The organism is Streptomyces sp. P6-2-1, from assembly GCF_050613165.1.
Taxonomy (GTDB): Bacteria; Actinomycetota; Actinomycetes; order Streptomycetales; family Streptomycetaceae; genus Streptomyces.
This window is the reverse complement of the sequence record NZ_CP192513.1, coordinates 7,156,934-7,182,508: the sequence shown is the minus strand read 5'-3', so window position 1 is coordinate 7,182,508 and position 25,575 is coordinate 7,156,934. Positions and strand designations below refer to the sequence as shown.

Here is a 25,575-nt window from a genome sequence, read left to right as displayed (position 1 = left end):
CGTGACATCCGTTGTCGAGGGGCTCCGGCGGGTCCGTGGGGTGCCCGCGCCGTGGACGCGGACCCGGTTGCGTACGGCGCGCGGGGCCTCGTGCGCGTTCGCGGCCCTCGTGCTGTTGACGGCGTTCCTCGCGGCGTATTTCCCGCGCGCGGTGCAGGCGAACGAGGACCGGGGGGTGCGCCGCGCGGTGGCGGAGACCGCCGCGTCCCGCACGACGGTGGACGTCGGGCTGATCCGGCCGGATCTGGCGCCGGGGGAACGGGCGAGGACGCTGACGTCGGGGAGTGTGGCGGAGGGCTACCGGGCCTTGCTGAGGACGGTGCCCGCGCCGGTGCGGGTGGATGCGGGCCAGTCCTCGTACGGGGTGCGGACGAGCAAGGACCTCCAGGCGACGGACAAGGACCTGCCGAGTCCCGACGCGGTGCTGCCGCGGTTCACCGCGGCGGCGCAGGCGGGCCTGACGGAGCACGCGCGGCTGACGTCGGGGCGGTGGCCGCGGGCGAAGGGGACGGTGTCGGAGGACACGGAGCGGGTCGAGGTGGCGGTGAGCGGGGCGACCGCGAAGGCGCTGGGGCTCAAGACGGGGCGGCTGCTGCACGTCCAGGGCGCCGATCTCGTCTTCGTGGTCGTGGGGATCGTGGAGCCGCGTGATCCGGAGGGCGCCTGGTGGTCGGCGGAGAGCCAGTTGCGTACGCCGACGATGACGGCGACGTCGGGGCGGCCGCCGCAGAAGTACTGGCGCGCGGGGTTGTTGCTGCCGCCCGCCGCGGGGCCCGCGCTGCTGGGCACGCTGGGGCAGCCGGAGGCCTACTGGCGGCTCGCGCCGCGGACGGACGGGCTGACGGCGGGGGTGCTGCCGCGTTACACGGCGGCGCTCGGTTCGCTGAAGGGCGGGCCGGATCTGCTGCGCGTGAAGGAGGCGGTGGAGGCTCACGCGGTCGTCTCGACGGATCTCGACGCGGTGATCGCGGCGCATCGCGGGCTGTCGCGGGCGCTGTCGCCCGTGGTGACGGTCGCGGCGGTGGGCGCGGGTGCGGTCGCGGCGGTGACGGTGGCGATGGCGGCGGGGCTCTCGGCGGGGCGGCGGCGCGCGGAGTTCGCGCTGCTGCGGGCGCGGGGGGCGTCGCTCGCCGGGCTCGGCGGGCGGTTGCTCGCGGAGTCGGCGTCGCTCGCTGTGCCCGCCGCGGGGCTCGGGCTGCTGGGGGCGTGGGCGCTGGAGCCCGGGGCCGGGCTGTGGCCCTCGGTGCTGGCGGCGGGCGCGGTGGCGGTGCTCGGCTGTGTCGCGCTGCCGTTGCGGGCGCTGGCCTCGCACCGGAAGGCGGGCGTGCACCAGGAGCGCGAGGATCTCGCCGCGGCGCGGCCGGGGCGGGGGCGTACGGTCGCTGAGCTGACGGTCCTGGCGGTGGCGGTGCTCGTGCTGTTCGCCGCGCGGCGTGGCGGTGGTGGGGCGGGGGCGGTGCCCGTGCTGCTGGCGCTGGTCGCCGCGCTCGTGCTCGTGCGGTGTTATCCGCTGCCGTTGCGGTGGGCGGCGCGGGTCGCGGGGCGGGCGCGGGGGCTGACGGGTTTCCTGTTCTTCGCGCGGGCGGGGCGGGCGGCGCCGGCCGGGACGCTGCCGTTGTTCGTGCTGCTGATCGCGGTGACGACGGCGGGGGTCGGCGGGGCGGTGCTCTCGGATGTCGCGGGGGCGCGGGACCGTGCGGCACTCGCGACGGCGGGGGCGGACGCGCGGGTCTCGGCGACGGGGGCGCTGGCCGCGTTGCCGCGCGGTGTGGATGAGGGGGCGCGGAAGGTCGCGGGTGTGAAGGAGGTGGCGCCCGTGCTGATCGACGAGACGGTGGCGCTGCCCGTGGAGACGGGGGCGCAGAGCACGCGGCCGCTCGCGCTGATGGCGGTCGATCCGGCGTCGTACGGGAGTTTCCTGCGGGCCCAGGGGCTCGGTGGCGCGCCGGTGCCGCCGCGCGCGGAGCGGGGCGGTGTCGTGGACGCCGTCGCCTCGGCGCGGGTCGCGAAGGTCTTCGGTACGAAGCCGCGCGAGATCTCCTCGCTCGCCGGTCACGTGCGGGTACGGGTGACGCGGGTCGCCGACGGGCCGCCCGCGCTCGGCGGCACGGACTTCCTGCTCCTGGACCGGGCGGCGCTCGCCCGGCGGCCCACGACGGATCTTCTGGTGGCGGGCGAGCCGGACGCGAAGGCGTTGCGGAAGATCGTGGACGGGGCGCGGCCGCAGCCCCGGTTGCGGCTGCGCGCGGAGGCGCGGGCCGCTTACGCGGACTCGCCGTTGCAGGAGGGTGTCACGCGGTTGTTCGCGGCGGCGGTGGGTGCGGCGGCCGGGTACGCGCTGCTCGCGTTGTTGCTCCACGCGCAGGCGGGGGCTGCGGAGCGGACGGCGTTGCTGGTGCGGTTGCGGGTGCTGGGCCTGTCGCGGCGCGGGACGCGGACGCTGACGTTGCTCGACGCCCTGCCGCAGACGCTGCTCGCCGCGGGGGGCGGGGTGCTGGTGGGCTGGGGGGCGATCCGTCTGCTCGCTCCGGTGCTCGACCTGGAGCGGCTCGCGTTCGCGAGCGCCGACGGGCGGGGCCCTGAGGGGGTGGTGGCCTCGCTGCACGCGGGTGCGGGGGTGCTGTTGCTCCCCGCCGCGGGGATCGCTGTGCTCGCGGCGCTGGTCTCGCTGGGGCAGGCCTGGTGGCTGCGGCGTACGAGAATGATCACGGAACTCAGGGCAGGAGACGCATGATGGGCGAGCCCACCGGGGCCGGGGCCGGAGCGGTCCCGAGTCTGAGCGAGCTGGAGCGGCGGGCCGCCGAGCGGCGCGATACGCGCGCCTACGGGCACGACGCGCTGGTGGCCTGTGACCGCCTGGTGCGGGTCTTCAGTGCCGACGGGGTCGAGGTGCAGGCGCTCCAGGGGCTTGATCTCCTGGTGCACGAGGGTGAGTTGATGGCGCTCGTGGGGGCGTCGGGGAGCGGGAAGTCGACGCTCATGAACATTCTCGCCGGCCTGGACCGGCCGACGGCGGGCTCGGCGACGGTGGGGGGTTTCCCGCTGCTCCAGATGGGCCGCAAGGACCGCTTGCGCTATCGGCGTGAGGTGGTGGGTTTCGTGTGGCAGCAGACGGCCAGGAACTTGTTGCCGTTCCTGACGGCGGCGCAGAACGTGGCGTTGCCGATGCAGCTGCGCGGGGGCGGCAGGGGGGCAGCGACGCGGGGGAAGCGGGCGCGGCGCGCCGAGGAGCTGTTGCGGATGCTGGAGGCGGGGGACTGCGCCGACCGGCTGCCCGGGCAGTTGTCCGGGGGGCAGCAGCAGCGGGTGGCGATCGCGGTGGCGCTGGCGAACGAGCCCTCGCTGCTCCTCGCCGACGAGCCGACCGGGGAGCTGGACTCGGCGACGGGTGCGCAGGTCTTCGCCGCGTTCCGGCGGGCGAACGAGGAGCTGGGCATGACGGTCATGATCGTCACGCACGACGCGGAGGTCGCGAACGAGGTGAACCGTACGGTCGCGATCCGCGACGGGCGGACGTCGACGGAGGTGCTGCGGCACACGGAGATCGGCGCGGACGGGCAGGAGTCGGTGTCCGCGCACGAGTACGTGACGCTCGACCGGGCGGGGCGGCTTCAGTTGCCGCCGGACTACACGTCGGCGCTGGGTCTGCGGGACCGGGCGATGCTGGAGCTGGAGCCCGATCACATCCGGGTGTGGCCGGACCGGCGTGGGGAGAGCCGGGAGGGCGGGGACACCGTAGCGGGCTGAGGCCGCGGGGCCGGGCCGTGGAAGGGGCGGGACGGGGGGAGATCCCTGGTCCCGCCCCTTCGTCGTGCACCGCTTGCCCGCGCTTGCATTTATAGCGCGTGCGCAAGTATTGTCTGTGCACGTAAGCAGCTTCCGCACATTTCCGGGGCTCGCAGATATCCAGCTTTCGAAGGGTTCCTCCTCATGCCTTTGGCGCTCCTGGCCCTTGCCATCGGGGCTTTCGGCATCGGCACGACCGAATTCGTGATCATGGGCCTCCTGCCCGAGGTCGCCGACGGCTTCGGGGTCTCGGTGCCGACCGCGGGGCTCCTGGTGACGGGCTACGCACTCGGTGTCGTGATCGGCGCCCCGATCATGACGCTGCTCGGCACCAGGGTGCCGCGCAAGCGGATGCTCATGCTGCTCATGGGCCTGTTCATCGCCGGCAACGTGATCTCGGCCGTGGCTCCGGTCTTCGGCGTGATGCTCGCGGGGCGGGTCGTCGCCTCCTTCGCGCACGGCGCCTTCTTCGGCATCGGCTCGGTCGTCGCGGCCGGTCTCGTCCCGCCCGCCAAGCGGGCGGGAGCCATCGCGCTCATGTTCACGGGGCTCACCGTCGCCAACGTCGTCGGCGTCCCGCTCGGCACCTACGTCGGGCAGGCCGCGGGCTGGCGGGTCACCTTCCTGATCGTCGCGGCGCTCGGCGTCGTCGGGATGCTCGGCATCCTCAAGCTCGTCCCCGAACTCCCGCGCCCCGAGGGCGTACGTCTGCGCCACGAGCTGTCGGCCCTGCGCAACGTGCAGGTCGTCCTCGCGATGGCGATGACCGTGCTCGGCTTCGGCGGGGTCTTCGCCGCCGTCACCTACATCGCCCCGATGCTCACCGAGGTCGCCGGTTTCGCCGACTCCTCGGTCACCTGGCTCCTCGTCGTCTTCGGCGCGGGCATGGTCGCGGGCAACCTCGTCGGCGGCCGGTACGCGGACCGCAGGCTCATGCCGATGCTCTTCACCGTGCTCGGCGCGCTCACCGTCGTCCTCGCGCTGTTCACCGTCACCGCCCACTCGCGGCCGGGGGCCGCGCTCACCCTCTTCTTCATCGGCGCCCTCGGCTTCGCGACCGTCCCGCCGCTCCAGAAGCGGGTGCTCGACCAGGCGTCCGGGGCCCCCACCCTCGCCTCCGCCGTCAACATCGGCGCGTTCAACCTGGGCAACGCCCTCGCCGCGTGGCTCGGCGGCCTCGTCATCGACGCGGGCTTCGGCTACACCTCGCCCAACTGGGTGGGCGCGGCCCTCGCCTTCTCCGCCCTGATCCTCGCCTTCGTCTCCGCCGGGCTCGACCGCAAGCGGCCCGCACCCGGCGCACCTGACGCACCCGCGGCCCCGCGGATCGCCGGTACGGAGCGGACCCCGGCCACGCACACCCCTTCCCTCTGACCGCCTTCCCCCGCCGGGACGAACGCCCCTGACGCAGCGTCGCCCGGCCCCGTACAAGAAAGAAAGCACCACCATGAGCACCTTCTCGCCCACCGTCACCCTCAACAACGGGGTCGTCATGCCCCAGCTCGGCTTCGGGGTCTTCCAGGTCCCCGACGAGGAGACGACCGCCGCCGTCACGAGCGCCCTGGAGGCCGGATACCGGTCCGTCGACACGGCCGCCGTCTACGGGAACGAGCGCGGCGTCGGGCGCGCGCTCGCCTCCTCCGGCATCCCGCGCGAGGAACTGTTCGTCACCACGAAGCTGTGGAACGACGACCAGGGCTACGACGCGACGCTGCGCGCCTTCGACGCCTCGCTCGACAAGCTCGGCCTGGAGTACACCGACCTGTACCTCATCCACTGGCCGACGCCCGCCCGGGACCGGTACGTCGACACCTACCGCGCGCTGGAGAAGCTCCTCGCCGACGGGCGCACCCGCGCGATCGGCGTGTCCAACTTCCAGCCCGCGCACCTGGAGCGGCTCGTCGCCGAGACCGGTGTGCTGCCCGTCCTCAACCAGGTCGAGCTGCACCCGGGGCTCCAGCAGCGTGAACTGCGTGCCGCGCACGCCACGTTCGGCATCGCGACCGAGGCGTGGAGCCCGCTCGCGCAGGGTGCGCTGCTCAAGGAGGACGCCCTGACCTCGCTCGCGGCGAAGCACGACCGCAGCCCCGCGCAGATCGTGCTGCGCTGGCACCTCCAGAGCGGGAACATCGTCATCCCCAAGTCGGTGACGCCCGCCCGAATCCGCGAGAACCTCGACGTCTTCGGCTTCACGCTGAGCGACGAGGACATGGCGGCCGTCGACGCGCTCGACCGCGGGCTGCGCACGGGGCCGCACCCGGACGAGCTGAACTGACGTCCCCGGCGAGCGGGCGAGGGGCCGTACGCGGTGCTGCGTGCGGCCCCTCGCCCTGCGCGGCGGCGCCCCCCGAGCGCCCCGTCCTCGGTCGCGCCCGGCCCGCGCCCTCCGTACGGTCAGTTCTCGCTGATCCGCAGGACCTGCTTGCCGCGCACTCCCCCCTTCTCACCGCGCGCGTACGCCTCCGTCGCCTTCGCCAGCGGGAGCACCGCGTCGACGTGGACGCGCAGCGCGCCCTCCTCGACCAGCGCGGTGATTTTGCGCAGCGCGGCGCCGTCCGGCTCCACCAGGATGCCCGTGTACCGCACCCCTGCCGCCGCCGCCCGCTCCTTGATGTCGCCCCCGCCACTCGAAGGGACCGTGATGAGCAGGCCGCCCGGGCGCAGGACCGCGAGGGAGCGCGCGCTCGTGTCGTCCTTCGCGCCCACGAGGTCGAGGACCGTGTCGACGCCCGAGACGTGCTCCTCGAAGCGCTCGCCCCGGTAGTCGACGACCTCGTCGGCGCCCAGCGTGCGCAGCCACTCGTGGCGCGGCGCGCTCGCCGTCGCGATGACATGCGCCCCGATGTGGTGCGCGAGCTGGACCGCCAGGTGGCCCACGCCGCCCGCCGCCGCGTGGATGAGGACCCGCTCCCCCCTGCGCAGCCGCGCGGTGTCCACGAGCGCCTGCCAGGCGGTGAGCGAAGCGAGCGGCAGCGCGGCCGCCTCCTCGAAGTCCAGACCCTTGGGGATCGGTGCGAACTGCCGCGCGGGCGCGGTGACGTACTCGGCGCAGGCACCCGCCGTGCGCGGGAACCACGGCATCCCGAGCACCGCGTCGCCCGGCTTGTACAGCGTCACGCCCGTACCGACCTCCTCGACCGTGCCCGCGACGTCCCAGCCGGGCACGAGCGGCGGGCTCGCGAGGCTCGCGGCGGCGCCCAGGCCCTCGCGGGTCTTCCAGTCCACCGGGTTCACTCCCGCGGCCCGCACACGCACGAGGATCTCGGTGGGCACGGGCGCCGGGCGCGGCACGCGGTCAAGGCGCAGGACCTCGGGGCCGCCGAAGCCGGTCTGGACGAGGGCGCGCATGGTGCGCTCGGGGCGGTCCTTGGCGGTGCTGTCCGTCATGGGCGGGTTCCTTCCGGGGACTGTCACGGGTCCGGTGCGGCGGTACGGGGCGAGCGGCGGCGCCGCGTACGTGCCCGGTGATCCTTTCGCCTCCATGCAACACCCTCGTGCGGGCCCGGCGCGGCCGGGGCACGATGGGGGGATGCTCCTGGTGACGCTCGTGGAGGTGTCGGGCGCCGTGGCCGCGACACGGTCCCGCTCGCGCAAGACGGAACTGCTCGCGGAACTCTTCCGGGCCGCCGGGCCCGAGGACGTGCCGCTCGCCATCGCCTACCTCTCGGGCCGCGTGCCCCAGGGGCGGATCGGCGTCGGCTGGAGCACCCTGCGCGAGGCGCCCGCGCCCGCCGCGGCGCCCGCGCTGAGCCTGCACGACGTGGACGCCGCGCTCGACCGGCTCGCCGCGGTCGCCGGCAAGGGGGCGCAGGCGGAGCGGAGGCGGCTCGCGGGGGCGCTCCTCGGCGCGGCGACCGAGGCGGAGCAACGCTTCCTCGTCGGTCTCCTGACCGGCGAGGTGCGGCAGGGCGCGCTCGACGCGATGGCGGCCGAGGGGCTCGCCGCGGCCGCCGGGGTGCCCGCCGCCGAGGTGCGGCGGGCCGTCATGCTGCGCGGGGCGCTCGTGCCGGTCGCGCGGGCGCTGCTCGCCGAGGGCCGCGAGGCGCTCGCGGAGTTCCGGCTGACGGTGGGGCGCCCCGTACGGCCCATGCTGGCGGGGACGGCGGCCTCGGTCGCCGAGGCGCTCACCGCGCTCGGGGCGTGCGCGGTGGAGGAGAAGCTCGACGGCATCCGGGTGCAGGTGCACAGGGAGGGGGAGCGGGTCTCGGTGTGGACGCGGACCCTGGAGGACATCACGGAGCGGCTCCCCGAGGTCGTCGAGGTCGCGCGGGCGCTGCCGGTCGCGCGCTGCGTACTCGACGGCGAGGTCATCGCGTACGACGAGGCGGGCCGGCCGCGCAGCTTCCAGGAGATCGCGGGCCGGACGGGCTCGCGCACCGATGTCGCGAAGGCGCGGGCGCTGGTGCCGGTGGTGCCGGTCTTCTTCGACGTGCTGCTCGTCGGCGAACGGGAGTTGCTCGACGCGCCGTTCGCGGAGCGGCACCGTGGACTCGCCGCGCTCGTCGCGGAGGAGAACCGGGTGCGGCGGTACGTGGCGGAGGGGCCCGACGCGCTCGCGGGGGCCGAGGACTTCCTCGCGGGGACGCTGCGGCGGGGACACGAGGGGGTCGTGGTCAAGGATCTCGGTTCGTCCTACAGCGCGGGGCGGCGCGGCGCCGCGTGGCGGAAGGTCAAACCCGTGCACACGCTCGACCTCGTGGTGCTCGCGGCGGAGTGGGGGCACGGGCGGCGCACGGGGAAGCTCTCGAACCTGCACCTGGGGGCGCGGGGAGCGGACGGGGAATGGATCATGCTGGGCAAGACGTTCAAGGGGCTGACCGACGCGATGCTCGCCGAACAGACGGAGAAGTTGCTGGAGTTGGCGGTCTCCGACGACGGTCGCACGGTACGGGTGCGGCCCGGGCTCGTCGTGGAGGTCGCCTTCGACGGGGTGCAGCGTTCCTCGCGGTACCCGGCGGGGCTGACGCTGCGCTTCGCGCGTGTGGTGCGGTACCGGCCCGACAAGTCGCCGGAGGAGGCGGACACGGTGGCGGCGGTGCGGGAGGCGGGTGCGGCGCGGCTGGAGTGACCGGCGGGGCCGGAGGGGGCGTGAGGAGCCGGAGGGGGCCGTGAGGAGCCGCCTCGGGAGCGCGCGGCGGAGACGGTGACATATGCCGGGGGCACCATCGGTGCGGGTGTTGCCAAACGCCTTACACGGCGGGCGAGGCTGTGTCAGAGTCTTCACGTCGCCCGTCCGTGAGTACGCCGCATCGGAGCCGCCCATGCCCCCGCCCGCCACGGACCGTCCCGCGCCACAGCTGTGGCAGGACGGCCCGCTCACCGGAGGCGCGCCCTCGGTGGTGCGGCCCCGGCGGCCCGGCGACGGGCCGGCTCGGGCGACGGCACCGCGCTCCGGGATGGATCAGGGTGAACTCGACGCGCTGCTCGGGGCGTTGCGCGAGCGGCGCACCGCGGGCGCGCTGCCGCCGCACATCGGCAGCGCCGAGTGGGACCTCCTCACCGACGGCGCCCGCTGCTCCGCCGAGTTCGCCGCGATCCTCGGGCGCGACCCGGCGCTCCCCGCGCCCGGGCTCGACGAACTCCCCTCGTACGTCCACCCCGAGGACCGGCCCGCGCTGACGGCGCTCATGACCGGCTGCCTCGTGGACGGCAGGGCACTTGACGGGACGTTACGGCTGCTGCGCGCGGACGGCAGCGAGCGCACGGTGCGCCTGCTCGGCGAACCGGTGCTCGACGCGGAGGGCTGCGCGGCCTCGTTGTGGCTCGTCGTCCGCGAGACGACGCCGGGGAGCGGGCGGCGCACGGTGCCCGCCTCCCCCGCCGAGGCGCGCGAGGAGCACCGGGTGGCCGTGGCCCTGCGCGACAGCGTGCTGCCGCCGTGGCAGGGCCCGGTGCGGTTCCCTTCGGGGGGCGCGCACCAGGGCCCCGGCGCCACGGCGGCGACCGACGCGGCACCCGCCGCCCGCGCCGCCGCGCCCGTACGCAGCCCCGCTCCACCGGGGGCACGACGGCCCCGCCGCCGTTCCTCACCCCCTCCCGGGACCGCCGCGCGACACGACGAGGCGCGCGGACGGGTGCTGGATCTGACAGTGCTCAGGGCCGCGGTCCCCCCGGGCACGAGCAACGGTCACTGGTACGAGGCGGCCGAACTGCCCGACGGATCGACCCTGTTGGCCGCCGGTGAGGTGGCCGGGCACGGTCTCGCCAGGACCACGGACACGGCGACGCTCCTCGGCGCGCTGCGCGGCATCGCGCTCACCGGGGCGGGTCCCGGTGCGCTGCTCGACGTGCTCGGCCAGGTCGTGGGCGCGGGTGCGCCCCGTACCCCCCTCGCCTCCGCGCTGTGCTGCCGCGTCCAGCCCGGCTCCCGGCGCGTGGTCTGGGCGCAGGCGGGGCACGCGGCACCCTTGCTCTTCCGCGAGGGCACCGGGCGGTCCCTGGAGCGGCCCACGGGCCATCTCCTGGGCGCGCCGCGGGACATCGGGCACGCGGAGCACCACGCCGTGCTCGCCCCGGGCGACGTGCTCGTCCTGCGCAGCGGTGGACCCGTACTCGCCGCTTCCCCCGCCGCTCCCGCGCCGGACGAGGCCGACGCCCTGCTCGCGCTCGCCCCTCGGCTCGCCGGGGTGACCGCGGCACGGGAGGCCGCGCGGGTCGTCGGCGAGGCGCTGGGCACCGGCTCGGGCACGGGTGTGCCCGGGGGTGAGGGCTGTCTGCTGATCGCTCTCGTACGGGAGTGACGCGCCGCCACACGGGGGCGGGACGCTCTCGCGGGGGGCCGCGGGGTTCCCGTACGGGCTCCTCGCGCAGCGCCGGGTTCAGGCTCCCGCGACGCGTCCCGTGCCACGGTTCCTCCCCGGGCCCTTCGGCATGACGCGCTCGATGTCGCCGCGCAGGACGTCGATCTGGGCGTGGCCGGCGAACTGCCCGGTGAGGCGGTACATCTGTCGCAGCCGGTCCCAGGTGCGCAGCGAGGACGTCTCGCCGATCGACTGGAGTGCCAGGCGGGCGTAGACGTCGGCCTGTTCGGGGTCGTTACCGAGGAAGCAGGCCGAGGCCATCGAGAGGTGGTCGAAGATCTGCGAGCGCTGGCGTTCGGCGTTGCGCAGGGCGAGGGCACGTTTGGCGTGGGCCTGGGCGACGGGTGCCGCGCTGGGGTCGTGCTCGGCGAGGGTGCGGTAGGCGAGGGCCTGCATGCCGTACAGGTCGGCCTCGTCGAACATCTGCATCCAGCTCAGGTGCTCCCCCGCGCCCTTGTCGGAGACGAAGAGTTCCTCCGCCTCACCGAGCGTGCGGCGCATCGCCTGGCCGTGGCCCATCGAGGCGTGCGCCCACGCCTCGATGGTGCGGAACATCGCGCGGGTACGGGGCAGGGCGCCCTCCCCGGCGCCCGAGCCCGCGAGCTTCATGAGGTCGAGGGCCTCCCCCGGGTCGCCGAGGTGGATCTTCTGGCGGGCGGCGCGGGAGAGCGCCTCGCTCGCGCGGGGGCGGTCGCCGCCCTCGCGGGCCGCGTGCGCGGCGATGAGGAAGTACTTCTGCGCGGTGGGTTCGAGGCCGACGTCGTGGGACATCCAGCCCGCGAGGACCGCGAGGTTGGCGGCGACGCCCCAGAGCCTGCGCTGGAGGTGGGCCGGGTGGTGGTAGGCGAGCATGCCGCCCACCTCGTTGAGCTGGCCGACGACGGCCTTGCGCTGGAGGCCCCCGCCGCGGGAGGCGTCCCAGGCGCGGAAGACCTCGACGGAGTTCTCCAGTTCGTCGATCTCCTGGGAGCCGACGGGAGCCGCTTCGTAGCGGTCCCAGCCCGCCGGCTCGGCGTGAAGGGGGTCGCCCTCGCGCGGCCGGTCGGCCGCGAGGACGGGGTCGGTGTGCAGCCAGTCGTGCATGGCGGTGCTGAGGGCGGAGCCCGCGGCGAGCGCGGCACCCGCGCCCACCAAGCCGCGTCGGTTGAGCATGAGGTCCATTCCCGTGAATTCGGTGAGGAACGCGGCCGTCTTCTCGGGCGCCCACGGCACACCGTCGGGGTTGTCGACGCTCCCTCCGGTGCGCGCGCTCCCCGCGCGCCCGCGCCTGACCAGGCCGAGGTCCTCGATGGTCACGACACGACCGAGACGCTCGGTGAACAGGGCAGCCATCACCCGCGGCACGGGGTCCCGCGGGATCTCGCCCACGTCGATCCAGCGCCGTACGCGCGAGGTGTCGGTGGCCAGCTGGGGGTGGCCCATCGCCGCCGCCCGCCGGTTCACCAGTCGCGCGAGTTCGCCCTTGGACCAGCCGGTCATGCCGAACAGGTCGCCAAGGCGGGTGTTGGGTTGTCCGCTCACGTCAAGCCCCCAGGTTCTCGGCTGATTTGACACTAACGGCCGGTCACGTGCGGAGCGAGTATTCGCCAGGGTTCGCCAGGGTGCGCCAGATGGTCTGCCACGGCGGCCCGGGTGTCGGGTAGGAAGCGCGCCAACCCGGCCCGGCGCCCCGTCAGCACTCCCCAGGGTGCCGCGGGTTCACCGGGCCGGGCGGGCGCGTCCGATGCGCGGGCCCAGCAAGGGCTCGCGGGCCCAGGAAGGGATACGCCCGCCCCATGTACACCGCTCAGTCGCCTGTCTCCGCGCCACCCCGTGCGCCACGTGCGCGCCAGCCCGGCGCCCCGTTCCTCGATCCCGCCCGGGCGGCCGCCGTGCCCTTCGGCGCCGCTCAGTCCCGTACCCGGCGGACGCAGGGGGCGCCGGGCCCGCAGCGGCTGAGCGGCAGGCTCGATCTGTCGGGGCCGCAGGGCGAGCGCCTGCGCGCCGCCGTCACCGCGGTGCACCGCATCTGCCCCGACTTCCATCCGGTCCAGCTGCTGCGCCGCAACGGGCACTCGGTGCTCCTCGCGGGCACGACGGGGCGGGCGACGGTGGTCGCGAAGTGTTTACTGGACCGCTCGCCGGTGTGGGCCGGCCGCATCCGGCAGGAGATAGCCGCCTACCGCTCCTTCGTGCGGCAGCGGCCGCCGGTACGGGTGCCGCGCCTCGTGGCCGCCGACCCGGACCAGGGGGTCCTGGTGGTGGAGCGGATGCCCGGGCGCCCGGCCGCGCTCCAGCGCCACCCGGTGCACGCTCCGGCGCGCGCCGATCTGCGGGCCGCGCTCTCGGCGTTCACGCGGGTCAACTCCTGGCGTCCGGCTGCCGGGACCTTCGAGACACCCCTGGACTACGGGACGCGCCTTGCCCGCTTCCACGAGCTGGGGATGCTGACGGACCGTGACCTCGACGACCTCCAGAAGCTGCTGCACGGCGTCGCGGGCAGTGCGGGCCGCGCCGGGATGTGGCAGTTCAACCACGGGGACGCGCTCCTGTCGAACGTGCTCCTCTCACCGGCGGGCCCGGTGCTGCTCGACTGGGACAGGGCCGGCTGGTACCTGCCGGGCTACGACCTCGCGACGCTGTGGTCGGTGATCGGGGACGCCCCCGACGTGCGACGGCAGATCGCCCAGCTCGCGCAGGCGGCGGGCCCCGCGGCCAGGGACGCCTTCCTGGTGAACCTGATGCTCGTCCTGACGCGCGAGATCCGTACGTACGAGAGCGCCGTGCAGCGCACGATGCACGAGACCGCCCCGGTCACCGTTCCCGGGGTCCCCGCCTCCGGCGAGGAGCAGCGGCTGCTCCTGCGGCGGCTGCACGACGACTGCGCCACGGCGCGGCGGGCGGTGCGCGCGGCGGTCGGTACCCGCTGAACGGCCCGCCCGGCACGGGTGGCCCGCGGCACGGTCCGGCCGCGGGCCCCGGGGCGTGCACGAGACGCCCGAAGTGTGCGGTGAAACGTTTCTCCACCGTGCGCGACCGAAGGGGTGGAATTCCCCGGTCCTGGGAGGTGCCCTCTGGCACGTACTGCCGGAGGCTGGTCGTGGGCGAGCGGTATGTCGCCGCTGGCAGCGGAGCGGACGGCCTCGCACCCTCCATTGGTCCACTCCTGTGGTGGCACCGCAACCGGGGCCTGACATGGGGATTCCCGCTCCCGGATCATGATTGACGGATCGTCGGCAAGCGGGTACCACTGGCACGTCCGGTCACGAGACTCCAGCGCGTCCACTCCCCCAGGAGGCTGCTTTGCGAGGAATTTCCCCCGTCCGTTCCAGACGGCGGACGGCGGCGGTCGCTCTCGCCTCGTCCGCCCTGCTCCTGCCGCTCCTCCCCACGACGCCCGCCGGAGCCGCGCAGTCCCCCGCCGGGGCCGCGCAGTCCCCCGCCGCCCAGGACGCCGGGCGGCTCCAGGGCGCCTTCACCTCCGCCGCGGCCACGTACCACGTCCCGAGCGAGGTCCTTCTCGGCGTCTCCTACCTCCAGTCGCGGTGGGACGAGCACGGTGGCGCGCCGAGTGTCAGCGGCGGCTACGGGCCGATGCACCTGACCGACGCGCGGACCGCGCTCGCCGCAGTCGTGACGCACCCGCACGGCGAGGGCGCCGAGGACCCGCGCGGCGACACGAGCCGCCCGCTCGGCCCGACCGCCCACCGCACCCGCACGCGCGCCGAGAAGCTCCCCGCGCGCCTGGAGACCCTCCCCAAGGCGGCGTCCCTCACCGGTATCCCCGCCGACAAGCTCCGCGGTGACGCGGCGGCGAACGTCGCGGGCGGCGCGGCGCTCCTCGCGGCGGCGCAGCGCGCGCAGGGCAGGCCGCTGAGCCAGGACCCGGCCGACTGGTTCGGCGCGGTCGCCGCGTTCTCGGGTGCCGAGGACAGCACGGGCGCGGCCACGTACGCCGAGGACGTCTTCGCGGTGATCCGCGACGGGCAGCGGCGCACGACGGACGCCGGGCAGTCGGTCGCGCTCCCCGCGGACGCGCGGGCGAAGGCGCAGCCGCAGCAGTTGCGCGCGATGGGCCTGAAGAAGACGGACACGGGGAAGACCGAGTGCCCGCCGACGGTGGCCTGCGCGTGGGTGCCCGCACCGTACGAGGAGTACGGGGACGGCGACTACGGCAACCACGACCTCGCGGACCGCCCGAACGACCAGTCCGTCGACTCGATCGTCATCCACGACACCGAGGAGACCTGGGACAGGACGCTCGACCTGGTCCAGGACCCGACGTACCTCGCGTGGCACTACACGATCCGTTCCACGGACGGGCTCATCGCGCAGCACTTCCCGACGAAGGACGTCGGCTGGCACGCGGGCAACTGGTACGTCAACGCGAAGTCGATCGGCATCGAGCACGAGGGCTTCCTCACCGACCCGGACGCCTGGTTCTCCGAGTCGATGTACCGGTCGTCGGCGCGGCTCGTGAAGTACCTCGCGAAGAAGTACGGCATCCCGCTCGACCGGCAGCACATCCTCGGCCACGACAACGTGCCGGCGACGACGACGTCCGGGATTCCCGCGATGCACACGGACCCGGGCCCGTACTGGGACTGGTCGCACTACTTCGCGCTGCTGGGCAAGCCGGTGCGTGCCACGGCGCTGCCCTGGTCGGACGTCGTGACGATCGCGCCGAAGTACGAGGCCAACAAGGTGGCGTACACGGGCTGTTCGGCGGATGACCCGGCGGCGGCCTGCCCGCTCCACGGGTCGAGCGAGCTGTGGCTGCGGCAGTCGCCCTCGGAGGGCGCGCCGCTCCTGAAGGACATCGGCCTGTACCCGAACGGCGAGGACGCGACGCCCGGGGTCAACGACGTCGGTGCGCGCGTGTCGAGCGGTCAGCAGTACGTGGTCGCCGAGCGGCGCGGCGCGTGGGTGGCGCTCTGGTACAACGGGCAGAAGGGATGGCTCAGGAACGCGCTGCTCCAGCCGGTCGCCGTGCCCTCGCAGGGCCTCGTGGTGACGCCGAAGAAGGGGCGCGCGGACGTGCCGGTGTACGGGCGTGCCTACCCGGAGGCCTCGGCGTACCCGGCGGACATCACGCCGCAGGCCCTCTCCCCGTTCTCGTACAAGCTCCTCGCGGGGCAGCGGTACGTGACGGGCGGGAAGGTGCACGGGGAGTACTTCTCCTCGCCGACGTTCGACACGACGGGCCACAAGGTGGTGCGTGGGGAGAACGAGTACTACGAGATCCAGTTCGGGCACCGGGTGGCGTACGTGAACGCCGACGATGTGACGGTGTCGCGCGTGCGCTGAGTTCCCGGGTGAGCGGGGCCGGTCCTTCGCGGGGGCCGGCCCCGTTCGCGTGCGCGGGGTCCCTCACTCCCAGGTGTAGGTCTCGCCCGCGACCGCCTTGAAGGTGGTGGTGCCGCCGGGCAGGAGGTCGCTGCGGACGGTGAGTTCGCGGGTGCGCGAGGCGGTGAGGGCGATGCGGGTCGCCCTGCCGTTCGCCCAGCCGATCTCCAGTGTCGCGCCGCCCCGGGCGCGCAGTCCGCGCACCGTGCCGCTGTCCCAGGCGGCGGGGAGGGCGGGCAGGACCTCGATGACGTCGTGCTGGCTCTGGAGGAGCATCTCGGTGATGCCGCTCGTGGCGCCGAAGTTGCCGTCGATCTGGAAGGGCGGGTGGGTGTCCCAGAGGTTGGCGAGTGTGGAGTCCTTGAGCTGTTCGGCGAGCATGGTGTGGGCGTGGTTCCCGTCGCGGAGCCGCGCCCAGAAGTTGATCTTCCACGCCTTGGACCAGCCGGTGCCGCCGTCGCCGCGTGCGGTGAGGGAGACCTTCGCCGCCTCGGCGAACTCGCTGCCCGGCTCGATCTGGCGGCCGGGGTGGAGGGCGTAGAGGTGGGAGACGTGGCGGTGGTCGTCGGTGCGGCCGTCGAGATCGGTCTTCCACTCCATGAGCTGCCCCCAGGAGCCGACGCGCAGTCCGGGGTCGATGCGGTCGATGGTCTCCCGCAGGGTGGTGCGGAAGGCGGGGTCGTCGCCGAGGGTCTGTGCGGCTTCGAGGGTGTTGACGAAGAGTTCGCGGACGATCTGCTGGCTCATGGCCGCGCCCGCGGTGAAGTCGCCGTGCTCGGGCGAGAAACTCGGCGTCACGACAAGGGTGTTGTCCCGCGGGTCGGTGCGCAGGACGTCGATCCAGAACTCGGCGGCCTCCTTCATGGCGGGGTAGGCGGTGTTGCGCAGGTAGTCGGTGGAGCCGTCGAAGCGGTAGTGCTCGTAGAGCTGCGAGGTGAGCCAGGCGGCGGCCTCGGGGAACCAGAAGCTCGTCGGCCAGTCGTGGACTCCGGTGAAACCGAAGGGAGTCGTCTCGTCGTGGACGACCCAGCCGCGCGCGCCGAACATGGATTGCGCGGTGGTGCGTCCCGGCTCCCTGAGGGCTTGCACGAAGCGGTCGTAGGGGGCGGTGGTCTCGGCGAGGTTGGTGGCCTCGGCGGGCCAGTAGTTCATCTGGAGGTTGATGTTGACGTGGTAGTCGGCCGACCAGGGTGGCTCGGTGCTGTTGTTCCAGGCGCCCTGGAGGTTGGCGGGCAGGGAGCCGGCGCGGGAGGAGGCGATGAGGAGGTAGCGGCCGTACTGGAAGAAGAGTGCTTCGAGCGCGCGGTCCGCCGCGCTGTCGCCGCCGGTGTAGGCGGCGAGGAGGGCGTCGGTGGTCTGCTCGGGCGCGGACCCCTGGCCGAGGTCGAGTTCGACGCGCGAGAAGAGCGCGGCGTGGTCGGTGGTGTGGCGGTCGAGCAGTTCGCGGTAGGGGCGGGCGGCGGCCTGGTCGACGGCGGTCGTGACACGCTCGTGGGGGTCGGCGCCGCGGTAGTCGGGGTAGGTGTCGGCGTAGTCGGTGCCCGCGGCGAGGACGAACCAGGCGCTGTCGGCACCCGAGACGGTGAGGCGGTCGCCGTCCGCGGAGACGGTGCCGCCCTCGGTGCGCAGGCGCAGCTGGGCCTCGAAGCGCATGCCGTTGTCCTGGAGGGTGCCGCGGATGGTGAGGCGGTCGCCCTCGGTGGTGGCGGTGTAGTCCTGGCGCGGTGAGGTGTAGCGCAGGGTCAGCGAGACGCTGCCACCGCGGTCCGCGGTGAAGTGCCCGGCGAGTACCTGGTCCGGGTACGAGGCGAAGACGGTGCGGTGGAAGGTGGTGCCGTCGTGGGGGTAGCTGACGGTGGCGAGGGCCTGGGCGAGGTCGAGGGTGCGGGTGTAGCCCTCGGCCGTCCCCGGGGCGCCGTCGATGTCGATGAGGAGGTCGCCGAAGGTCTGGTGGCCGCCGTAGCCGATGCGGGGCTGGCCGAGGCGGGCCGCCGCGTCCTCGGGGGTGACGCTCGTGTGCGCGTCGATGTCGGCGCGGACGGAGGCGAGGGCGTCGGGGCGGGGGTTCTCCCAGTTGCCGTAGCGGTAGCCGGGGGTGCCGGGGCCGCCGGTCCACAGGGTCTTCTCGGCGAACTGGATGTGTTCGGTGGGCAGGGTGCCGAAGACGCTCGCGCCGAGTGCGCCGTTGCCGACGGGGAGGGACTCGGTCTCCCAGTCGGCGGCGGGGGCCGTGTAGCGCAGGACGGGGTGGCCGGGGTCGGCTGCGCGGGTGCCGTGGCTGCCGGTGCCGTGCGTGGGGGCGGCGTGTGCGGGGGTGCTGAGCGGGCCTGTTCCCGCGGCGAGGGCGCCCGCGACGCCGAGGACGGTCTTCACTGTCGTTCTTCGTGTGGGGCCATGCGACATGCCTCGGGACGCTAGACGTGGCCCCTGTGTTCGACAAGAGCGATGACAAACCACACAGAACCCCCGTATCCGCGTGACAGGAGGTCCGCAAGTGGAGGGGATCGCTCCGGCCGGTGGGCAGCGCATTCCGGACAGGGGGAAGGGGGCCGTCCGGGTGGGGCGAGGGGGGTGCGCGGCAGGTGCGGGGGCGCGGTCAGCCCTGCTGGAACATCGCGGCGGGCAGCGGTTTGAGGAGCGCGTAGAGGTCGTCGGTGATGGGGCGGTCCCAGGCGGCGATGGTGACGAGCACGTTGTCACTGCGGTCGAACTGCACGCAGGAGATGCGGCCGTCGGAGAGCTTGAGGCGGCGCACGATGAGGAGGTTGTCGCCCTGCATGACCGGCATGTCCTCGACGTCGACGACCTCGACGTCCTCGTCGTTCTCCAGGGCCAGGAGGAGCTGCGCGACCTCGAAGGGGACCTGTTTGTCGGCGAGTTCACGGGCGGGCGAGCCGGCCGGGAGGTTGCCGATGATCATGGCGGGTCCGCGGCCGCCGAACAGGTCGTACTGGAGGAAGACTCCCTGACAGCTGCCGTCCTGGGCGGGCAGCAGCCCCGCGACGAGGTTCCCGGGCCAGTCCCCCGGGTCCATCGCGAGGACGTCGAAGTCGGGGCCCGCGGGCGTGGCGGGAGTACGGCGGCGGAGGAACGACATGCGGCCTATGGTACGTGTCCCGCTCCGGTCACGAGCGGGCACCCCTGCGTAACCGGGGGGCTCGGAGAGGGGGTGCGGGAGTGGCGGAAAAGGGGTGGTGGGGCAGGGGTCGCGCGGGGCGCTCCCCGGGAGGGGCGAGGCGCGGCGCGAGGGGTACGGGGGCGGGGGCGACCGCTGTCGGCTCGCCCCCGCCCCCGTATCACCACTTGTTCCCGTGCCGCGGCTCAGGCGGCCGCGTCGGCCTCGCTCTCCGCCTCGTCCTGGGCGGTGAGCGGGACGACGGCGACGGGGGCGGCGGCGTGGAGGAGGACGGCCTGCGTGACGGAGCCGAGGATGCGGGCGGGCTGGAGGAGGCGCCTGCGGTGGCGGCCCACGACGACGAGTTCCGCGCCGTTCGACGCGGCGACGAGGTGACCTGCGGCGTCGCCGGCGGCGACGGAGACGAGGGCCTCGACGCCGGGGTGGGCCGCGCGGTGCGGGTCGAGGTGGTCCTTGGCGAGGCTGAGGCACTCGGCCTCGGCGGCCTCCTGGTCCTCGACGGTGGGCGTGTAGTCGCCCACGGCGGTCCAGGCGAGCGTGGGCCAGGGGTAGGCGACGACGATGTGCACGGCGGCGCCGCGCCGTTCGGCCTCGGCGAACGCGAAGGTGAGCGTCGAGTCGTCCTTGAGGTCGACGGGCAGGCCCACGACGACGCGCGGCCCGTCGGGCACCTCGATCGTCACGTCCTCGGCCACGGCGCGCCCCGGGCGCGGGACGACGACGACCGGGCAGGAGGCGTCGCGAGCGGCGGCCATCCCGTTGGAGCCGAGCAGGAGACTGGCGAACCCGCCGCGGCCGCGCGAGCCGAGGACGAGGAGCTGGGCGTCGGCACCCATCTCGGGCAGGACCGCGTCGGGCGCGCCCTCGACGGTGACGAACTCCAGGACGGGAAGCTTCCCGCCGCGCTCCTCCAGGTCGGCGCGCAGCCGGTCGAGCACGGGGTCCCCGACCTGTTCGGGCCCGGAGGCGAGTACCTCGGGCTGGGTCCAGGCCGCGTACTGGCGCACGTGCACGATCCGCAGCACGGTCTCGCGGAGCCGGGCGGTCTCGATCGCCCAGTCAAGGGCCCGAAGGCTGTCCTCCGAGCCGTCCACGGCCGCTACCACCGGCAGCTCACTCATGATGTCCTCGTTCCCGGCGCCCCGCTTTCACCAGGCACCTCTTGAGCCCCTACAGCTCCAGCCTTCCCCGGTGGAGCGGGATGTGCCAGGGCCGAAAGACCCCACCGCTGGCATCATCTGCCAGCCCTTGTGCCCCCGCATCCGCGCGGCACACGGACAGGCTTGGCATATGCCGGAGGCGGGCCTGTCACGCGCCGTCGAGGAACGGCAGGACGTGGGCGAGGAAGGCCTCGGGGCGGGTGGCGTGGATGTGGTGCCCGGCGGGGACCGTGACGAGGCGGGCGCGCGGCAGGCGCTCGGCCAGCGCGGTGACGGTGGACTGGTCGACGACGCTCGTGGGGCCGCCCGCGAGGACGAGGGCGGGGACGTCCGCGCGGTCCATGTGCTCCCACCAGGCGGGGTCGGGGTGGTTGCGCGGGTGCTCGGTGGCGAGGACCATCCGCCAGTCGAAGCCGAGCGGCCCGGTGGGCCGTTCGGGCACGGGACGGGGCGGGACGAGAGGCAGCGGCGCGGGGACGTCCTCCAGGACGAGGCGGCGGATCAGCTCGGGGTGCTCCTGCGCGAGGAGGCAGGCGATGACGCCGCCCAGCGAGTGGGCGACGAGGTCGACGCGCGGGAGCGAGAGGGCGGCGAGGAAGGCGCGTACGTCCTCGCGCAGAAGCGGGAAGGAGTACGTGCCGGGGTACTCGCTCGCGCCGTGGCCGCGCGGATCGAGCGCGAGGACGCGCCGGTGCGCGGCGAGGGGGCCGAGGACGGGTGCCCAGTCGGCGGAGGACTCACCGCGCGCGGGCAGGAGGAGGAGCGGGGGCGTCTCGGGGGAGGTGCCGGCGGGCCCTGCCTCGCGGTAGGCGAGGGTGAGGCCGTCGGCGTGGACGGTGCGGAGCGGGGGCAGGGGCTCGGGAGCGGGACGCGGGTGCATGACAGCACCTTGACCGACCGGGGTCCGGGGCGGGGCGTGGTTTCGCGGCGAGCGGAGCCGGGGCGCGCGTCCCGCGGGGCCTGAGCGGCTCTTACGTGTCCCGGGTGGGGACGCGGCGGCTCGGGCGGGCCTGCGGGCCGAGGCGGGCGACGGCGCCGTGGATGTACTTCGGGGGCATCTGCCAGCGCAGTTCGCCGGGGACGGCGCGCAGCAGGCGCGCGGTGGAGCGCAGGCGGCGGGTGACGACGGCGGGTGGCGGGGCCTCGCGCCCGTAGAGCTGGTGGGCCCAGGGCGGCAGGGAGCCGTAGGCGAGGGCGGAGACGCGGCGCCAGAGCAGGGCGCGGGCGGGCAGGAGCGGGAGGGGGACGGGCGGGCGGCGCAGGAAGTCGTCGACGACGCGGGCGTCGGCGCCGACGGCGAGTTCGCTCTTCACACTGCGGAAGTAGCTGTCGAGTTCGCCGACGGTGGCGGGGACCTGGGCCGGGTCGAGGCCGACGAGGCGGGCCCCGGTGCGCTGTTCGGCGACGTACCGGTCGGCGCCGGAGTCGTCGAGCGGGAAGCCGGAGCGGCGCAGGGTGTGGAGGTAGGAGGAGACCTCGGCGCAGTGCACCCAGAGCAGGAGCGCGGGCTCGTCGACGCCGTAGCGTTCGCCGGTCGCGGGGTCGGTGGCGCCGAGTCCGCGGTGGATGCCGCGGACGCGGGCCGCGGCGCGTTCGGCGGTGGGGGTGTCGGCGTACGTGGTGGCGGCGACGTAGCGTGCGGTGCGGATCAGGCGGCCCCAGGCGTCCTGGCGGAAGTCGGAGTTCGCCATGACGCCGCGCAGGGTGCGCGGGTGGAGCGCCTGGAGCCACAGGGCGCGGACGCCCGCGATCCACATGGCGGGGTCGGCGTGGAGCTGCCAGGTGACGGTGCCCGGCCCGTAGAGGCCGGGGTCGGCGTGGAGCTGCTGCTCGGCCACGGCGGGACCTCCGGGGGCGCGGGTGCGGTGGGCAGGGCCATTGTGTCCCTGCGGAGGCGGCCGCGGCCCGGTGGGGTACGGGCGCGGTGGTTCAGTGGGCGGCCAGGGTGGCGAGGAAGCGGGTGCAGGAGGCGGCGCAGGCGCGGCAGGCGGCGACGGCCTCCTCGGCGCCCGGCAGGTTCGCGCAGTGGGCGGCGCAGTCGAGGCACGCGGTGCGGCACCAGTCGATGCGGAAGCGGAGTTCGTCGTCATCGGGGTCGTGGAGGGGTTCGGCGCCGAGGAGCCTGGCGGTGCTGTCGCAGACCTCGACGCAGCGCAGGGCGCGCAGCACGGCGGGTTCGGCCGCGGGGGTGCCGCAGTGGCGTGCGGTGGCGGTCGCCGCGGCGCGGCAGGAGGCGGCGCAGGCGAAGCGGTCCTCCAGGTAGCGCACGAGGCGCGCGCGGGGCCAGGGGTCCTCGGGGGCGGGTGGTGTGCGGGGCGCTGCGGACGCCTGTGTCACGGCGGTCTCCTCTCGGGCGGCCCCGGTCCGCGGGGTGGGGTGCGTGCGTTCGAGGGGCGGGTTGCCGCGTAGGGGGCGGGCAAACGCGGGTACGGCTTCGGGGTGGGGCGGGGGGGCGTGCCGGGGGGACGCGGCGCGGCCCCAGGTGTGGCGGGCCGTCACCCTGGAAAGGGTCGTGTCCATGACATACACGTCCCCCGACTCCCCCACCACTCCCGGCTCCCCCGCACCGCGCTCCCCCGCCCGCCGCCCGGTGCGCCAGCTCGCCGCGGCCGCGGTCGGCAACGCGGTGGAGTGGTACGACTGGTACGCGTACACCTTCCTCGCCACGTACCTCGCCGACCAGATCTTCCCGAAGGGCGCGGACAACTCGCTCGTCCCGCTGCTCTCCACGTTCGCCGTCTTCGCCGTGGGGTTCTTCATGCGCCCGGTGGGCGGGCTGCTCATGGGCGCGGTCGCCGACCGGCGGGGGCGGCGGGCCGCGCTGACGGTGACGATCCTGCTGATGGGCGGATCGAGTCTGCTCGTGGCGCTGACCCCGACGTACGCCGCGGCGGGGCTCTTCGGCCCGGTGGTGCTGGTGCTCGCGCGGCTGCTGCAAGGGCTCTCGGTGGGCGGGGAGTTCGCCGCGTCGACGACGTTCCTCGTGGAGTCGGCCGGGCCCGGCAGGCGCGGGCTCTTCTCCAGTTTCCAGTACGTGTCGACGACGGCCGGGCAGCTCATCGCCTCCGGGGTCGCCGCGCTGCTCGTGCGGGTACTGAGCGAGGGGCGGATGGAGTCCTGGGGATGGCGGCTGCCGTTCGTGCTCGGCGCGGTGCTGAGCCTGGCCGGGTTCTGGATCAGGCGGGGCGCCGAGGAGACCAGGAGCGCGACGCACGCGGCCGCGCGCCCGCCGCTCTTCGAGGCGCTGCGCCGCCATCCCCGGGCCTCGCTCCTCATCGGCGGGATCACCGCGGGAGGCACGCTCGCGTACTACACGTGGACGTCGTACCTGCCGACCTACGCGGAGCTGAACGCGGATGTGGCCAAGGGCGACGCGCTGCTCGCGTCGACGCTCGCGCTCGCGTTCTTCGCGGTGCTCCAGCCGCTGGCCGGGCTGCTCTCGGACCGCTACGGGAGGCGTCCGCTGCTGCTCTTCTTCGGGCTCGGCTTCGCGCTCCTGTGCGTGCCGCTGCTGCGGCTGCTCACCGGTTCGTTCCTCTCGCTGCTCCTGGTGAGTTGCGCGGGGATGGTGCTCCTGACGGGGTTCACGTCGATCTCGGCCGCGGTGAACGCGGAGGTCTTCCCCGCGCGGGTGCGCGCGGCGGGGATCGGATTCCCGTACTCGCTGACGGTGGCGCTCTTCGGCGGCACGGCCCCGTACGTCGGGACGCTCTTCAAGGAGTGGGGGCGGGCCGGGCTCTTCCCGTGGTACGTGGCGGTGCTGTGCCTGCTCTCCTCGGTCGTGTACCTGCGCCTCCCCGAGACGGCGCACAGGCCCCTGGAGCGCTGAGCCCGGCCGCGTGCGCGGCCCGGCCGCCTCGCGCGCGTACCCGCTCGGCGCCTTCCCGTACCGCCCGCACCCGCCGCCGACCCGATCGGCGCCCGCGGACTTGCCGGGCGCCGGTGGGCGGGCCAGCGTCGCAGCGAGGGCCCGGAGCGGCACGCGGGCGTTCTCCGGCTCGGACACGGGAGTGGGCACCATGAGTACGCGGAGCAGGCAGGTGGCGATCGACCTGGGCAGTGCGCGGCTGCGGCTGCGTGATCAGCGGCAGGCGTGGTCGGCTCCGCACGTCGCGATCGTCGACGAGGAGGGTTCGGTACGGGCCTGGGGCGATCAGGCGCTCGCGATGGCGGGGCGCCTGCCGCCGCGCCTGCGGCTCGTGCGCCCGGTCGAGGGCGGCGCCGTGGCGGATCTGCCGCTCGCCGCGCGGCTGCTCGGCTCGGCACTGCGGGCGGCCTCGGGCAAGTCGCGGCGGCTGCGCGGGGCCCGCGCGGTGGTGTGCGTCCCGGATCATGCGACGTCCCTGGAGCGGCACGTGCTGCGGCAGGTGTGCAAGGACGCGGGCATCAACCAGGTGCGTTCCGTGCCGCACTCGGTGGCGGCGGCCGTGGGCGCCGGGGTGAGCGGGAGCCCGGCGGGTGCGCTCCTGGTGGACATCGGGGAGCACCGGACGTCGGCGTCGATGATCGCGCTCGGCACGGCGCTCGTGACGCGGACGGTCAAGCGGGGCGCGGGCAGCGTGGACCTGTGGCTGATGCGGCACGCGCGCGAGGAGCACGCGCTGACGATCGGGGCGCAGGTCGCCGAGGAGGCGAAGCTCGCTGCGGCGCTGGAGACGGGGGCGCGGCTGCCGGTGCGGGGGCAGGACAGGGACGAGGGGCTGCCGCGGGTCGGGGAGCTGACGGTGGCGGAGATCCGCGCGGTGCTGCGCCCGGTGTACGAGGACGTGGCGGGGCTCGTCGCCGCGGTGCTCGACGCCTCGCCGCCGGAGCTGGTGGACGACGTCTTCGAGCGGGGTGTGCTGCTGCACGGCGGCGGGGCGCGGCTCTACGGGCTCGACGGGCATCTGCGGCAGGAACTGGGGATGCCGGTGCACCTCGTGGAGTCGGGGGCCGATACGGCCGTGGAGGGTGCGTGGCTGCTCGCCGCGGAGGGGCCGGTGCTCGAACTGGCGTGAGGGTTCGTCCGATGGTGCGGAGAGGTGAGGCGTATGACGGCTGCGGCGGGGCTCGCTGTGATGATCGTGGGCGCGGTGCTGCGGTTCGCGGTGACGTGGCGGTTCGACCCGGTCGATCTGCCCGTGCTCGGGAACATCCTGCTCGTGGGCGGTTTCGCGGCTCTCGTGCTCGGTGTGGTGCTTGCCCGCAGCAGGCGGCGGCTGGCGCTCGCGGTGGAGCGGGCGCGGGATTCGGCGGCGTGGTCGGCCTCGGGGAGTGACGCGTATCCGCCGGAGCCGTACTACCGGGACCAGTACCCGCCGCACTGAGCGGGCGGGGTGCCGCGCGGACGCGGGACCTCCCTTGCGTGCGGACGCGGGACGCCGCCGCA

At 74.6% G+C, this 25,575-nt stretch carries 19 protein-coding genes; 11 read left to right on the top strand and 8 right to left on the bottom strand.

The genetic code is table 11. The annotated features are described in order from the left end of the window. Position 1: 1 nt before the first annotated feature. The 4 genes from ACQYWQ_RS30185 (at position 2) to ACQYWQ_RS30170 (ending at position 6,061) form a co-directional block, all read left to right on the top strand. Positions 2-2,734, top strand: coding sequence for an ABC transporter permease (locus ACQYWQ_RS30185; protein WP_431038984.1), 2,733 nt, complete (start codon positions 2-4; stop codon positions 2,732-2,734). Continuing rightward, positions 2,734-3,747, top strand: a complete 1,014-nt coding sequence (locus tag ACQYWQ_RS30180) for an ABC transporter ATP-binding protein (RefSeq protein ID WP_431039408.1) — start codon at positions 2,734-2,736, stop codon at positions 3,745-3,747. Before ACQYWQ_RS30185 ends, ACQYWQ_RS30180 begins: the two co-directional genes overlap by 1 nt. 183 nt (positions 3,748-3,930) lie before the next feature. Beyond that, positions 3,931-5,160 (top strand): MFS transporter, encoded by a 1,230-nt coding sequence (locus ACQYWQ_RS30175; protein ID WP_431038983.1) that lies wholly within the window; start codon positions 3,931-3,933, stop codon positions 5,158-5,160. Positions 5,161-5,233: 73 nt separating this feature from the next. After that, positions 5,234-6,061: an aldo/keto reductase gene (locus ACQYWQ_RS30170; protein ID WP_431038982.1), complete on the top strand. Its 828-nt coding sequence runs from the start codon at positions 5,234-5,236 to the stop codon at positions 6,059-6,061. 119 nt (positions 6,062-6,180) lie between these two features. On the opposite strand, the gene ACQYWQ_RS30165 is transcribed toward ACQYWQ_RS30170, so the two are convergent. Beyond that, a complete protein-coding gene (locus tag ACQYWQ_RS30165) occupies positions 6,181-7,173 on the bottom strand; it encodes an NADP-dependent oxidoreductase (protein WP_431038981.1) in 993 nt (330 codons plus the stop codon). A gap of 142 nt (positions 7,174-7,315) precedes the next feature. Here ACQYWQ_RS30165 and ACQYWQ_RS30160 point away from each other — a divergent pair, with 142 nt between their 5' ends. Both ACQYWQ_RS30160 and ACQYWQ_RS30155 read left to right on the top strand, forming a co-directional pair. After that, on the top strand, positions 7,316-8,854 hold the full coding sequence (locus ACQYWQ_RS30160) for an ATP-dependent DNA ligase (protein ID WP_431038980.1): 1,539 nt from the start codon (positions 7,316-7,318) through the stop codon (positions 8,852-8,854). 328 nt (positions 8,855-9,182) lie between these two features. Beyond that, complete coding sequence (locus tag ACQYWQ_RS30155; protein ID WP_431038979.1) at positions 9,183-10,526, top strand: SpoIIE family protein phosphatase; 1,344 nt, start codon at positions 9,183-9,185, stop codon at positions 10,524-10,526. Positions 10,527-10,604: 78 nt separating this feature from the next. Here ACQYWQ_RS30155 and ACQYWQ_RS30150 read toward each other — a convergent pair whose 3' ends face one another. Then, positions 10,605-12,107 (bottom strand): DNA-binding protein NsdB, encoded by a 1,503-nt coding sequence (locus ACQYWQ_RS30150; protein ID WP_431038978.1) that lies wholly within the window; start codon positions 12,105-12,107, stop codon positions 10,605-10,607. A 254-nt stretch (positions 12,108-12,361) separates the two neighbouring features. Between ACQYWQ_RS30150 and ACQYWQ_RS30145 the strand changes: the two genes are divergently transcribed. Next, positions 12,362-13,495, top strand: coding sequence for an aminoglycoside phosphotransferase family protein (locus ACQYWQ_RS30145; RefSeq protein ID WP_431038977.1), 1,134 nt, complete (start codon positions 12,362-12,364; stop codon positions 13,493-13,495). Between the two features lie 373 nt (positions 13,496-13,868). Then, on the top strand, positions 13,869-15,872 hold the full coding sequence (locus tag ACQYWQ_RS30140) for an N-acetylmuramoyl-L-alanine amidase (RefSeq protein ID WP_431038976.1): 2,004 nt from the start codon (positions 13,869-13,871) through the stop codon (positions 15,870-15,872). Between the two features lie 63 nt (positions 15,873-15,935). On the opposite strand, the gene ACQYWQ_RS30135 is transcribed toward ACQYWQ_RS30140, so the two are convergent. From ACQYWQ_RS30135 to ACQYWQ_RS30110, 6 genes are all read right to left on the bottom strand, one after another. Further along, the gene (locus ACQYWQ_RS30135; RefSeq protein ID WP_431038975.1) at positions 15,936-18,314 is read right to left on the bottom strand and encodes a glycoside hydrolase family 95 protein; all 2,379 of its coding nucleotides are present in this window, start codon (positions 18,312-18,314) and stop codon (positions 15,936-15,938) included. Between the two features lie 193 nt (positions 18,315-18,507). Beyond that, a complete protein-coding gene (locus ACQYWQ_RS30130; RefSeq protein WP_431038974.1) occupies positions 18,508-19,008 on the bottom strand; it encodes a hypothetical protein in 501 nt (166 codons plus the stop codon). A 224-nt stretch (positions 19,009-19,232) separates the two neighbouring features. Next, the gene (locus tag ACQYWQ_RS30125; RefSeq protein WP_431038973.1) at positions 19,233-20,168 is read right to left on the bottom strand and encodes a universal stress protein; all 936 of its coding nucleotides are present in this window, start codon (positions 20,166-20,168) and stop codon (positions 19,233-19,235) included. Between the two features lie 187 nt (positions 20,169-20,355). Next, a complete protein-coding gene (locus ACQYWQ_RS30120) occupies positions 20,356-21,087 on the bottom strand; it encodes an alpha/beta fold hydrolase (protein ID WP_431038972.1) in 732 nt (243 codons plus the stop codon). Positions 21,088-21,178: 91 nt separating this feature from the next. Continuing rightward, a complete protein-coding gene (locus ACQYWQ_RS30115; protein WP_431038971.1) occupies positions 21,179-22,045 on the bottom strand; it encodes an oxygenase MpaB family protein in 867 nt (288 codons plus the stop codon). 91 nt (positions 22,046-22,136) lie between these two features. Continuing rightward, complete coding sequence (locus ACQYWQ_RS30110) at positions 22,137-22,544, bottom strand: ferredoxin (protein WP_431038970.1); 408 nt, start codon at positions 22,542-22,544, stop codon at positions 22,137-22,139. Positions 22,545-22,725: 181 nt separating this feature from the next. On the opposite strand from ACQYWQ_RS30110, the gene ACQYWQ_RS30105 reads away from it, so the two are divergent. The 3 genes from ACQYWQ_RS30105 to ACQYWQ_RS30095 all read left to right on the top strand — a co-directional run bounded on the left by ACQYWQ_RS30105 (position 22,726) and on the right by ACQYWQ_RS30095 (position 25,513). Next, positions 22,726-24,036 (top strand): MFS transporter, encoded by a 1,311-nt coding sequence (locus ACQYWQ_RS30105; protein ID WP_431038969.1) that lies wholly within the window; start codon positions 22,726-22,728, stop codon positions 24,034-24,036. Positions 24,037-24,226: 190 nt separating this feature from the next. Beyond that, entirely contained in the window at positions 24,227-25,204 is a 978-nt protein-coding gene (locus ACQYWQ_RS30100; protein ID WP_431038968.1) for a rod shape-determining protein, read from the top strand. A 33-nt stretch (positions 25,205-25,237) separates the two neighbouring features. Then, positions 25,238-25,513 (top strand): DUF6458 family protein, encoded by a 276-nt coding sequence (locus ACQYWQ_RS30095; protein ID WP_431038967.1) that lies wholly within the window; start codon positions 25,238-25,240, stop codon positions 25,511-25,513. Positions 25,514-25,575 lie beyond the last annotated feature (62 nt).

Bases quoted from the DNA above. Each gene is read 5' to 3' on its own strand.
- ACQYWQ_RS30180 (WP_431039408.1), top strand. From the start codon at position 2,734: ATGGGCGAGCCCACCGGGGCCGGGGCCGGAGCGGTCCCGAGTCTGAGC.
- ACQYWQ_RS30175 (WP_431038983.1), top strand. From the start codon at position 3,931: ATGCCTTTGGCGCTCCTGGCCCTTGCCATCGGGGCTTTCGGCATCGGC.
- ACQYWQ_RS30170 (WP_431038982.1), top strand. From the start codon at position 5,234: ATGAGCACCTTCTCGCCCACCGTCACCCTCAACAACGGGGTCGTCATG.
- ACQYWQ_RS30165 (WP_431038981.1), bottom strand. From the start codon at position 7,173: ATGACGGACAGCACCGCCAAGGACCGCCCCGAGCGCACCATGCGCGCC.
- ACQYWQ_RS30160 (WP_431038980.1), top strand. From the start codon at position 7,316: ATGCTCCTGGTGACGCTCGTGGAGGTGTCGGGCGCCGTGGCCGCGACA.
- ACQYWQ_RS30155 (WP_431038979.1), top strand. From the start codon at position 9,183: ATGGATCAGGGTGAACTCGACGCGCTGCTCGGGGCGTTGCGCGAGCGG.
- ACQYWQ_RS30145 (WP_431038977.1), top strand. From the start codon at position 12,362: ATGTACACCGCTCAGTCGCCTGTCTCCGCGCCACCCCGTGCGCCACGT.
- ACQYWQ_RS30135 (WP_431038975.1), bottom strand. From the start codon at position 18,314: ATGTCGCATGGCCCCACACGAAGAACGACAGTGAAGACCGTCCTCGGC.
- ACQYWQ_RS30130 (WP_431038974.1), bottom strand. From the start codon at position 19,008: ATGTCGTTCCTCCGCCGCCGTACTCCCGCCACGCCCGCGGGCCCCGAC.
- ACQYWQ_RS30125 (WP_431038973.1), bottom strand. From the start codon at position 20,168: ATGAGTGAGCTGCCGGTGGTAGCGGCCGTGGACGGCTCGGAGGACAGC.
- ACQYWQ_RS30120 (WP_431038972.1), bottom strand. From the start codon at position 21,087: ATGCACCCGCGTCCCGCTCCCGAGCCCCTGCCCCCGCTCCGCACCGTC.
- ACQYWQ_RS30105 (WP_431038969.1), top strand. From the start codon at position 22,726: ATGACATACACGTCCCCCGACTCCCCCACCACTCCCGGCTCCCCCGCA.
- ACQYWQ_RS30100 (WP_431038968.1), top strand. From the start codon at position 24,227: ATGAGTACGCGGAGCAGGCAGGTGGCGATCGACCTGGGCAGTGCGCGG.
- ACQYWQ_RS30095 (WP_431038967.1), top strand. From the start codon at position 25,238: ATGACGGCTGCGGCGGGGCTCGCTGTGATGATCGTGGGCGCGGTGCTG.